The organism is uncultured Clostridium sp., from assembly GCF_947036855.1.
Lineage (GTDB): Bacteria > Bacillota > Clostridia > Clostridiales > Clostridiaceae > Sarcina.
The window spans coordinates 1-9,825 of the sequence record NZ_CAMQRY010000093.1 but is presented as its reverse complement, the minus strand read 5'-3'; the positions used below and the strand labels follow the sequence as shown (position 1 = coordinate 9,825).

The 9,825-nt window shown below is 28.3% G+C and carries 10 protein-coding genes and 1 tRNA gene; 4 read left to right on the top strand and 7 right to left on the bottom strand.

The window, feature by feature from the left end; all coding sequences use genetic code 11:
* From rlmH to Q0V15_RS09530, 5 genes are all read right to left on the bottom strand, one after another.
* The coding region (rlmH, locus tag Q0V15_RS09550) for a 23S rRNA (pseudouridine(1915)-N(3))-methyltransferase RlmH (RefSeq protein WP_297438393.1) at window positions 1-405 on the bottom strand (405 nt) is incomplete at its 3' end.
* Between the two features lie 15 nt (window positions 406-420).
* Complete coding sequence (locus tag Q0V15_RS09545; RefSeq protein WP_297438391.1) at window positions 421-1,122, bottom strand: prepilin peptidase; 702 nt, start codon at window positions 1,120-1,122, stop codon at window positions 421-423.
* Window positions 1,123-1,191: 69 nt separating this feature from the next.
* Window positions 1,192-1,689 (bottom strand): SEC-C metal-binding domain-containing protein, encoded by a 498-nt coding sequence (locus tag Q0V15_RS09540; RefSeq protein WP_297438389.1) that lies wholly within the window; start codon window positions 1,687-1,689, stop codon window positions 1,192-1,194.
* A 114-nt stretch (window positions 1,690-1,803) separates the two neighbouring features.
* Window positions 1,804-2,598 (bottom strand): MBL fold metallo-hydrolase, encoded by a 795-nt coding sequence (locus tag Q0V15_RS09535; protein WP_297438387.1) that lies wholly within the window; start codon window positions 2,596-2,598, stop codon window positions 1,804-1,806.
* Between the two features lie 13 nt (window positions 2,599-2,611).
* Complete coding sequence (locus tag Q0V15_RS09530; protein ID WP_297438385.1) at window positions 2,612-3,871, bottom strand: UDP-N-acetylglucosamine 1-carboxyvinyltransferase; 1,260 nt, start codon at window positions 3,869-3,871, stop codon at window positions 2,612-2,614.
* Window positions 3,872-4,234: 363 nt separating this feature from the next.
* On the opposite strand from Q0V15_RS09530, the gene Q0V15_RS09525 reads away from it, so the two are divergent.
* Together Q0V15_RS09525 and Q0V15_RS09520 are read left to right on the top strand one after the other, a co-directional pair.
* Complete coding sequence (locus tag Q0V15_RS09525) at window positions 4,235-4,765, top strand: 2'-5' RNA ligase family protein (RefSeq protein ID WP_297438383.1); 531 nt, start codon at window positions 4,235-4,237, stop codon at window positions 4,763-4,765.
* Between the two features lie 283 nt (window positions 4,766-5,048).
* On the top strand, window positions 5,049-6,227 hold the full coding sequence (locus Q0V15_RS09520) for a S8 family serine peptidase (protein ID WP_297438381.1): 1,179 nt from the start codon (window positions 5,049-5,051) through the stop codon (window positions 6,225-6,227).
* 33 nt (window positions 6,228-6,260) lie between these two features.
* On the opposite strand, the gene Q0V15_RS09515 is transcribed toward Q0V15_RS09520, so the two are convergent.
* Entirely contained in the window at window positions 6,261-7,457 is a 1,197-nt protein-coding gene (locus tag Q0V15_RS09515; protein WP_297438379.1) for a M23 family metallopeptidase, read from the bottom strand.
* A gap of 184 nt (window positions 7,458-7,641) precedes the next feature.
* Here Q0V15_RS09515 and Q0V15_RS09510 point away from each other — a divergent pair, with 184 nt between their 5' ends.
* Together Q0V15_RS09510 and Q0V15_RS09505 are read left to right on the top strand one after the other, a co-directional pair.
* Window positions 7,642-8,619 (top strand): DnaD domain protein, encoded by a 978-nt coding sequence (locus tag Q0V15_RS09510; protein ID WP_297438377.1) that lies wholly within the window; start codon window positions 7,642-7,644, stop codon window positions 8,617-8,619.
* Entirely contained in the window at window positions 8,619-9,602 is a 984-nt protein-coding gene (locus Q0V15_RS09505) for an ATP-binding protein (RefSeq protein WP_297438376.1), read from the top strand. The genes Q0V15_RS09510 and Q0V15_RS09505 overlap by 1 nt, the downstream gene beginning before the upstream one ends.
* 87 nt (window positions 9,603-9,689) lie before the next feature.
* On the opposite strand, the gene Q0V15_RS09500 is transcribed toward Q0V15_RS09505, so the two are convergent.
* Window positions 9,690-9,766 (bottom strand) — tRNA-Asp (locus Q0V15_RS09500).
* Window positions 9,767-9,825 lie beyond the last annotated feature (59 nt).

Here is a 9,825-nt window from a genome sequence, read left to right as displayed (position 1 = left end):
TTGATGTGGGAATGTCATATTAGAGAAACATAGTTTATGGTTTGCTCTTTTAAGTACTTCATTTGATACTCCAAGACTTCCTCCAACTATGAATGCTATGTTTGAACTCCCTGTTACTCCACAATTATCTATAAACTTTGAAAACTCTTCTGATGTCATTTGCTTTGGTTTTAAGTCCATTGCTATTACAAACATATTATCTTTTATTTTAGATAATATTAGTTTTCCTTCTTTATCTTTTATCTGTTCTTCTTCTTTTTCAGATGCATTATCAGGTGTTTTTTCATCTGGAAGTTCTATTATGTTTAGCTTACAGTATCTTGTTAGTCTTTTTGAATATTCATCAATAGCCATTTTAAGATATTTTTCTTTAAGCTTTCCTACTGATATTACTGTTATGTTCATTCAATTTTCCTCCTGTTATATAAACTTCATATAACTTTGAAATATTTGTTCCCCTAAAATAACTGTTATGTATGTCGCTATTGTTATATATGGCACAAAAGCTATGTGCTTATCTTTACTTTTTAAAATCATGCTAACACCTGATATTATCCCAGCAAGTATAAATGATAATATTAAAGTTACAACTGTTCCAATGACTGATAGGTATAATGCTATAAATATAAACATTTCTATATCTCCACCACCAAAGCCATCCATTTTTCTACTAGCAAACTTTAAAGTCCCAAGTATAATAATAGGAATAAACATAGATACCATTTCATTAAGTACATTAGAATCAAAAACAATTATATTTATTGTTGAGAACATTATCCCACCAATAATACCTACAATTGATACTATGATATAAACAGACCTTGTTTTATAATCTATTATTGTTGCAATTATTAAAATTGAAAATAAAAACGAAAATTTATAAAACTGATATCCTATACCATATTTTAAAGCTAATGTTACAAATATAAAGCTTGTAGTTATACAAGTTAAAACTAAGACTTTTAAATTAATTCTAATTTTTTTAATTGAGAATTTCATCATATCTAAATTACTCATTTTTTTAACGTCTTCTTCAGATATAAATTCTTCTATCGTAACTAAATATACTAAAAAATTAAATATACCCCCGAGTATAATTCCACTTAATAGTATTAAAAACATTTAAATCTCCTTTTAAGAAAAATAATGGATAGACATATTATTATGTCTATCCATATATATTTATTTAAATTATTTTCCACAACACTTCTTGTATTTCTTTCCACTTCCACAAGGACAAGCATCATTTCTTCCAACTTTAACTTCGTTAACTACAGTTTTAGACTTCTTGTATGCTAAAGCTATTTCTTCTCTTTTTTCTACTGAGAATATTGCATCCCATTGAGCTAACTCATATAAATATTCTGCTCTAGCATCTAACATGTTGTAATATAATCCTTCAAGGTTTATATCTAATGTTATTTCTGTTTCAGCAGTAACATCATCTAATTCGTATGATGTTTTTAAACTATCGTTTATTCCATCAAGGAATCCCATAACGAATTCTTGTGTTGTATCAAACTCTTTTGCAAAAGCCTCTATTGTAACAACTTTAGCTGTTTTATGATTTGATAATAACTCTTTGTATATTCTTGTTTCAACATCCATGTACTCAGCCCAGAAAGCATCTTCACCTTTTGTCTTAACATATTCTACTACCATGTCTGTCCATTGTTTGTATAAACTCATCTTTATATCTCCTTTAACTTCTGTTTTCTTATTTTACAATACATCAATTATATATTTTAAAACATATATAATTCAAGCTTTATTTATGTTAACTTAACTTAAATAAACTTAAATTTATATCTCTATATAATTACTCGGTTCATGTCTTTTTGCAATTGTAAGTTTTAAATCTTCCTTATAATCAAGCCCATTCTCTTCAAGAATATTTACAACAGCCCTATAAGCAAGTTCTGGCATATTATTAGTTGTACTAAGATGCCCAAGAATTATTCTTCTAAACTTCTTATCATCCATAATTCCAACTATGGCACTGCCACAATCTTCATTACACAAATGTCCAACTTCACTTAGTACCCTTCTTTTTAAATCATATGGATATGGGCCAAATTTGACCATTTCTTCATCATGATTTGCTTCAAGAAGTATAATATCTGAGTTCATAATATTTTGTTTTATTTCCTGCGTGAATGTTCCTATATCTGTTACGATACTAGCTTTCTTATCATTTGAATCACTAATAGTATATCCCATAGCTGCAATTGCATCATGTGGTATATTAAAAGCTTGTATTTTTAAATCTTCAATTTCTGTAAGACTTCTTTTTTCTATAATTTTTATGTTCTCTTCTTTAAGCTTTCCAACTTTGTCATACATCACATTCCAAGTTGCTTTATTAGCATAAATAGGAATATTATATTTTCTTGATATAATTCCTATACCTTTAATATGATCCGAGTGCTCGTGTGTTACAAAAATCCCTTTTATCTCTTTTGGGTCTTGTTTAATTCTTTCAAGTGCTTCAGTAATTTTTTTACCTGCAACACCTACATCAACTAATATTTTAGTTTTTTCTGAACCAACAAGAATACAGTTTCCACTGCTTCCACTATATAATGAGCAAAAAATCATCTTTTTTTACCACCTAAACATCTATTCTTTTAATGTCAGCTCCAAGATTGTTGAATTTATCCTCAATATGAGGGTATCCTCTATCAATATGTCCAATGTTACCTATTAAAGTTTCTCCATCAGCCATAAGCCCAGCTATAACTAGTGCTGCTCCTGCTCTTAAATCTGTAGCCTCAACTTCAGTTCCTTTAAGACCTGTTACACCTTTAATTCTAGCTTTTCTTCCTTCAACTTCAATGTTAGCACCCATCTTATTAAGCTCTTCAGCGTGCTTGTGTCTATTTTCCCATATGCTTTCAACAATCATACTTTCACCTTCAACTAATGTTAAAAATGCTGCCATTGGTTGTTGAACATCTGTTGGGAATCCTGGATATGGTGCTGTTTTAACTGTTATTCCTCTTAAAGGTCCGTCAACATATACTCTAACAGTATCGTCACCTTCCTCTATTTTAACACCCATTTCTATAAGTTTTGCACTTATTGATTCTAAATGTTTTGGAATAATGTTAGTTAGTGTCACATCTCCATTTGTAGCTGCTGCTGCTATCATAAATGTTCCAGCTTCTATTTGGTCTGGAACTACTCCGTAGTTACATCCTTTAAGTGCTGTAACGCCTTTAATTCTGATAACATCTGTTCCAGCTCCTTTAATATTTGCACCCATTGAGTTTAAGAAGTTAGCTACATCAACAACATGTGGCTCTCTTGCAACATTCTCAAGAGTAGTTTTTCCTTCTGCAAGTGTAGCTGCTATCATTACATTGATAGTTGCTCCAACACTTACTACATCAAAGAAGATATTAGTTCCAATAAGTCTATCAGCTTCTATTTCAACTGAAGTATCTGAAACTTTAACTTTAGCTCCAAGAGCTCTAAATCCTTTTAAATGTTGATCTATTGGTCTAGCTCCAATTGGGCATCCACCTGGTAAATCAACTTTTGCTTTCTTAAATCTTGCAAGTAATGCACCTATAAAGTAATAAGATGCTCTCATCTTTCTTACATCTTCAGTACAAGCATCTGTTTTAACTAAGTTTGTTGAATCAATCTCAATAGTATTAGCACCTGTCTGTTCAACAGAGCAACCTAAATCAGATATAATTCTTTTAAGACACTGCACATCTGCAATATCCGGTACATTTTCTATTACGCATTTTCCTGAGCTTGCAAGTATTGCTGCTGGTAGTATTGCTACCGCTGCATTTTTAGCTCCGTTTATTTCTACAAAACCTTTAAGAGGGTTTCCTCCTCTAACGATTAACTTCTTCATCCATTTCACCCTTACTATCTCTATAATTTATAAAATAGTTCCTATATATATACTTTTCCATTATTTTCTTTTTTATTCAAATTTTTGTTTTTTTCTTATCATTTTTAACTGAATTTTAAAAAATTTTTACTTTTATAAACATCCACGACTAACATTATAACAATAATAGGTCAATATTTAAAGTAATTTTTAGCATATAGATAGCTAATAGACTTGTTTGATAAATATTTTATTTGTTTTTAATTAACATAGTTAACAGTCTAGTTAGAATAAAATATTAATTTGTTTTATTAATTATTGTTATGTTATAATTTAAACGTATAAATATGGTATATTAAAGTAAAATTTAAGTGAGGGTTACAAATGAAATATTACTTAGTTGCTCTTTTTGATGATGACTCATATGATAGCATCGATCCAATAAAAAAGAATATTCTAAAGAAATACAGACTACCTAGAAACCAACTCTCATCACATATCACATTAAAAACGATTGATAGCCCTGATATCGAGGAGCTTGATGTTGTTCTATCAAAAATTTTCAAACCATATAAAAAATTTAAAATAGAACTAACAGGTGACATATTCGCCTATGAAAGCACTTCTAAGAGTATCAATCTAAAAATTGATAACAAGGGTTACTTAAATAAAATTCATCGTTCATTAAATGATATGTTGAAATTACATGGGTTTACAACAAGAGATGATAAAAAATATCTTTCTGTTGCCTTAAGTACAGGTGGTCATTCTAACAACAAAAAAGAATATTCAAATGCTTTAATTAGCAAAGGGAATCATAAATGCGAGACAGTAAAAATAGATAGAATAGAACTATGGAAAGTTTCTAGCAAAAAAGAAACTATACTTAAAAGTTATGTTCTAAGAAGTTATTAATATAAAAAACACTATGAAATAAATTATTTCACGGTGTTTTTTTTCATATTATTAGTACTTAAACTTTGAATATTTTCTTAATAATATTAATTTTTAAATTTTTTTAAATTATTTGAATTTTTCCTACCTAAAATCCATTTCATTAAACCTATTTCATTAAAAAAATATAATTACTACCTATTTTTTCTTCTAAAGTCTTATCTTTTAAATTTTAATTATAAAGCTATAACAAATAAAAAAGCACATACATATACTATAATGAAATCAATTTAGGAGTGTTTTTATGCTTTTCAAAAAAAACAAAATTTCTAGCACTTTAAAAAGCTATATAGAATTTGATTATTACTCGTCTTATAGAATTCTTGTGAAGTTCAAAAATTTTCATAAAGATTTTGATTCTATTATAAATAGACTTGGTGGTTCTATAATCCATAGCTTTGATTTTATAAATTTATTATGTATTGATTTAACTCCTAAAGGAGTTTACAGACTTTTAGAGTATCCCGAGGTATCTTATATTTCTATGGATGAAAACTGTTTTCTTTGTGGTGGTAGCATTTCAAATATAAATGGTATAACTTTAGAAAACACCTATAACCTTCATGGTCAAAATATTAAAATTGCTTTAATTGATACAGGTACTTTTCCACATCCAGATTTAATGTCTAATAGAAGCATATTAGAATTTCGTGACCTTTTAAATGATTATAAATATCCATATGATGATAATGGACATGGGACAGCTATTTCAACTGCTATCTGTGGAAGTGGACTAGGTTCAAAATCAAAATTTAAGGGTATTGCTGATAAATCAACGTTAATATCATACAAGGTATTTAATCAAAATGGTAAAGCTTATTTTTCTGATATCTTAAGAGCACTTGAGATGCTAATTAAAGATACTGATACTTTTGATATAAAGCTTTTATGTATGCCATTTGAAAGTTTTAATACCCCTATAGAACATATTCATTACTTTGATGAACTACTAAAAAAAATCATTTCTAAAGGTATAACACCAATAATGCCTTCAGGTAGTAATACTGGGAATTTCAATAAAATCTCTGGACTTGCTAATACACCAAGTGCAATTATTGTATCTGGTACAGATAATAATTTAGCCCTTTATAGATATTCATCAACAGATAATAAACATAGAAAAGTTAATATTTCTGCAAAATGTACTAATGTAAGTTGTGGAAACACTATTACTTCTTATATTTCTCAAAGAGATGGGCAAAAAATTTATCCACCAAAATTAAAAGAATTATATAAAGCTTACTCTGGAACATCAATTTCAACAGCTTATATATGTGGAATATGTGCTTTACTTCTAGAAAGATATCCAACCTACACATTCCATGATATCGTATCTCGAATAGATTTATGTTCTAAAAATATTTCTACTAAAAGGACTTTTGAAAAAATTTTATTTTTAGATATTGAAAAATTTTTAAGTTAAAAAAAGCATTTCAAATATTGAAATGCTTTCTTATTATTTCTTCATATAAGTCATAGGGTTTATTGCCCTACCATTATTTCTAAGTTCAAAATGTATATGAGGACCTGTGCTTCGCCCTGTGCTTCCAATTTCAGCTATCTTATCACCTTTGCTTACTCTTTGTCCTGTTGAACAATTAAGTTTGCTAGCATGTGCATATAGAGTTTCTACACCACTTCCATGAGAAATTATAACTGCATTTCCATATCCACCAAGCCACCCTGCATATTTAACAACACCTTCATAAGATGCTTTTATAGTATCTCCTGTTCTTCCACTTAAATCTATTCCACTATGATGTTCATTTCCCCACCTTTTTCCATAAGGTGAAGTTATGTATCTATCAGTACCTGGATATACTAAAAATTCTACATTGCTTCCAACAGGGTTCTGTATTCCTTTATAAATTATATCCTCTTTAGCTTCTTTTAAAACTTTTTCTTCTAAAACAGTACTGTCTACCAAATTTCCTTCAACATAACTATTCCGTCTTTTTACTTCTTTAATTCCCTTTTCACCCTCATGCTTTACAACTTCTCCAAGACAAAGCCTGTCAGTTGTAATTTCCCTTGCATCTTGCTTTATATCAACAACATCTGTTTTTATTTCTAAAATCTCAACACTTCCAATGTTATTTCCACTTTTTTGATTTATATTATTAATGTTTTTTATAATATCTTCTGGGCTATCAACATCAGAAATCTTCACCTTTTTTTTACTATAACTAACATCTCCTTGAATTGCTAAATTTACAATATCATTAGCATCAATTTTAGAATTTAGATTCTCTTCTGTTTTTAATTTATTTAAAGCTTCATCTCCTGAGTTAAAACTATCAACATAACCAATATTTACATCATCTATATTCATAGCGTAAACTGCTACTTCAATATCTAACACATTAACTATATTATCTTTTAATTTCTCACTAGATGTAACATCACCATCATCACTCGATAATTCAAAACTCAAAGCATTTTTTCTCTTATCAACCTCTGAAAATTTTAAATTTATTCCCTCTAAAATATTCTTATAAATTTTTTTCACTTCACTTTTATCCTGAGTATATCCAACAAAATTATTATTTACATAAACCTTATGTAAATTTGTCATTCCATATGAACTAGAGAATAAAATTATAATTCCTATAATTAATCCTATTCGTCTAGTGTATTTCAGAAAAGTATCCATAATTAAGACTCCTTACATTTTTTTGTTTTAAAAAACACAATTATTAATGTTCCCTATTTTTCAAAGCATTATTCATTAAATCTATTTTATATATAATCAAATCTTTATTGAGTGTTATTTTTCAGTTTGTTATAATTATAAAAGACAGTTTAAACTATTAATTTATGAAAGGTAGATTTATTATATGAGTACTTTTATGTTAAAAAACTCAAAAACAGAATTCACACCGCTAAGTAATGTCTTCATAGATAAGTATATGACTAAAGCTAGAGGTGAATTTGTTAAAGTTTATATCCTCTTACTAAAATGCACAACAAGTGGAGAACCTGGGGTTAGTTCATCAATAATTGCTGCAAACCTTGGTCTTTTAGAATCAGATGTAAAAAATGCTTTAAGATACTGGGATAATGAAGGTGCAATAAAGCTTATACCAATAGATAAAATGGATAACTTTGAAATAGTATTTGTAAATTTATCTGATAAAGAATCAACAGAAAATGAAAAAGTTAACTTATTTAGTGCACTAGAAAAAGAATCTAATAAAGATATGCTTAAAGATATAGAAGTACTTTTAAGTAGACCTTTATCAAATAAAGAAATTGAAATGTATCTCTCATGGACAATTGAGCTTGGATTTACTTTAGAACTTATACTATTCCTTATTGAATATTGTGTTGCTAAAGAAAAAAGAAGTGCAAATTATATTGAGTCAGTAGCACTTGGTTGGCATGACTCAGGTATAAAAACTATAGAAGATGCTAATAAATATATTACAAAGTTTGAAGACAAATGGATTCAAATACGAACAATATTAGAGTACATAGGAATAAACAATACTAATATTATGAAACCTCAACAAGATATGATAGAAAAATGGCTATTTAATTATAACTTCGCAACAGATGTAATTTTAAAAGCTTGTAAAATTTGTTCTGAGAGAATAAATAAAGCTGATTTTAAATATATTGATGGAATTTTAACTAAATGGTTCAAATCTGGATATAAAACACTTAAAGATGTTGAGTCTAATGATTTAGCTAATAAACCTAAAGGCAAAACTCAAACTTCTAAAACAGCTGGTAAATCACTTAGATTTACTAACTACTCACAAAGAGAATATGATAACTCTACTGAAAATGATTTGTTAGGATGGGATGATTAATGGCAAAAGGTTATAGAGCTGAAATTATGGATTACTATGAAAGTATCCGTAATAAAGAAAAAAAGGATTTTAAAAGCAGACAGGATGAAATTAAAAGACGTTACCCTGAGATTATAGACCTTGAAAATAAAATTGGTATACTTTGTGCAAAAGTTTCTCTTATTGCAATAAGAAAATCTAATAATAAAGAAGCTGATATTGCAGCACTTAAAGAAAATGTAGAAAATCTTAGAACTCAAAAATATGAAACACTTGTGGCACATGGTTATCCTACTGATTATTTAAACCTTCACTACAAATGCAAGAAATGTAAGGACACTGGTTATATAGAAGTAAAAAAATGTTCTTGTTACCAAAAGCATTTAGTTGATATTTACTATAAAAAATCAGATATATCTAAACTTTTAGCAAATAATAATTTTTCTAATTTTAATTTAGAACATTTTAGATCTGCTAATGATGGTGAAAGAATTTCACCAAAAGAAAATATGCAAATGATAGTGAGTAATATACAAGAAAATTATCTCGATACATTTAATTCTCACGAAAGAAACTTACTGTTTACAGGTAACCCTGGTACTGGAAAGTCTTTCTTATCACATTGTATAGCTAAAAATCTTCTTGATAAAGGGTATTTAGTTGTTTATAGAACTGCCGATGAATTATTAAGTGATTTGAAAGAGATTAAATTTAAAAATAACTATGAAATTGAAGAATTAATCTTAAATTGTGATTTATTAATTATAGATGATCTTGGAACTGAACAAATAACAGACTTCTCAATTTCTGAACTATTTACATTCTTAAACAAAAAGATTTTAAAGCAAAAGAAAATGCTTGTATCAACAAACTTATCACCAGAAGAAATAAAACTTAATTATGATGAAAGAATTTACTCAAGACTTATGGGTAATTTTACAACACTTAGATTTATAGGTGATGATATTAGAATAGAAATGAAGAAAAAAAGAAAAAGAACTTAGTCATACGACTAAGTTCTTTTTTTATTTAAATTTCTTTATAACGCAAAAAAGTTTCCTAATTAAAGAAAACTTTTTCAATCACTTATTTGGCGATTCAGAAGGGATTCGAACCCTCGACCCCTGGCGTGACAGGCCAGTACTCTAACCAACTGAGCTACTGAACCATACTGGTGGTCGCAACAGGGCTCGAACCTGTGACCCCCTGCTTGTAAGGCAGGTGCTC